Raw genomic sequence first — 972 nt, 5'->3', positions numbered from 1 at the left:
GGGCCGTACGACCGATGGGCAAATTGAGTTTTTGAGAGCAGGGTCTGATACAAAGCCAGGTAGCTACGATATAAATGTGACGCAACTCTCAACGAAGGGTGCGTTTACAGGTGCAAGTGCATTGGCCGCCAGTACGGTGATCGATGGCGATAATGATACGTTTACGTTGAGTATCGATGGTAATAGTTCAGCGACAATTACCTTAACAGCAGGTACTTATAATCAAGCAGACTTGGTTGCAGAAATTCAATCTCAGATCAATGCGGATCAAAGCTTATCCAATGCTGGCGTAAGCCTTGTTGTCGCGCTAGATGGTTCTAATCAGCTTACGTTTACCTCTGATAGCTATGGTAGCAATTCCCAAGTTCAATTCCTTGGTGTTGATGCAACGACCTTAACTACGCTTGGCATAGATGCTGTTGCTGGTACGGCTGGATTAGATGTCGAAGGCACAATCAATGGTGTTGCTGCGACCGGTACCGGACAGGTTCTGTCGGGCGCATCAGGCACTGATGTGGCGGGGCTCTTGGTAGAAATCCAAGGTGGTGCGACAGGTAGCCGAGGATCTGTTAGCTATATCGAAGGTGTAGGTGAAAAGTTAGTTGACCTTATTAACAACTTTTTGTCCGTAGATGGTACGATAACCGCCAAGAATGAACGTTTAAATTCTGAGCTTGATAGCATTGCGTTATCGCGTGCAAATCTTGAGGAACGTCTAACAAATTTAGAAAGTAATCTTGTACGACAATTTACCGCTGCCGATATACTTATCGCGCAGTTAAACAGTACGCAAGATTTCATCAAGGGCCAGCTCGAAGCTTTAGCTGGCACCGGAAGCGATGACTAGTGGAGAATTATAATGAAAGCACTAAATCAATATGCGGCAGTGAATGCGCAAACTAGCGTTGTAGATGTTGATCGGCATAAGTTGATTGAGTTGCTCTATGACGGCGCTCTTGAGCGTATTAATAT

General features: G+C 45.4%; 1 protein-coding gene. It reads left to right on the top strand.

The features are described 5' to 3' along the window. Nucleotides 1–847 (top strand): flagellar filament capping protein FliD (fliD, locus tag A3762_RS04405; protein ID WP_156493230.1); only part of this gene is annotated, 847 nt, incomplete at its 5' end. Nucleotides 848–972 lie beyond the last annotated feature (125 nt).

The sequence above is a fragment of the Oleiphilus sp. HI0125 genome (assembly GCF_001635355.1).
Note: the sequence above shows the minus strand (reverse complement) of the source record. Positions and strands in the feature narration are given on the sequence as shown.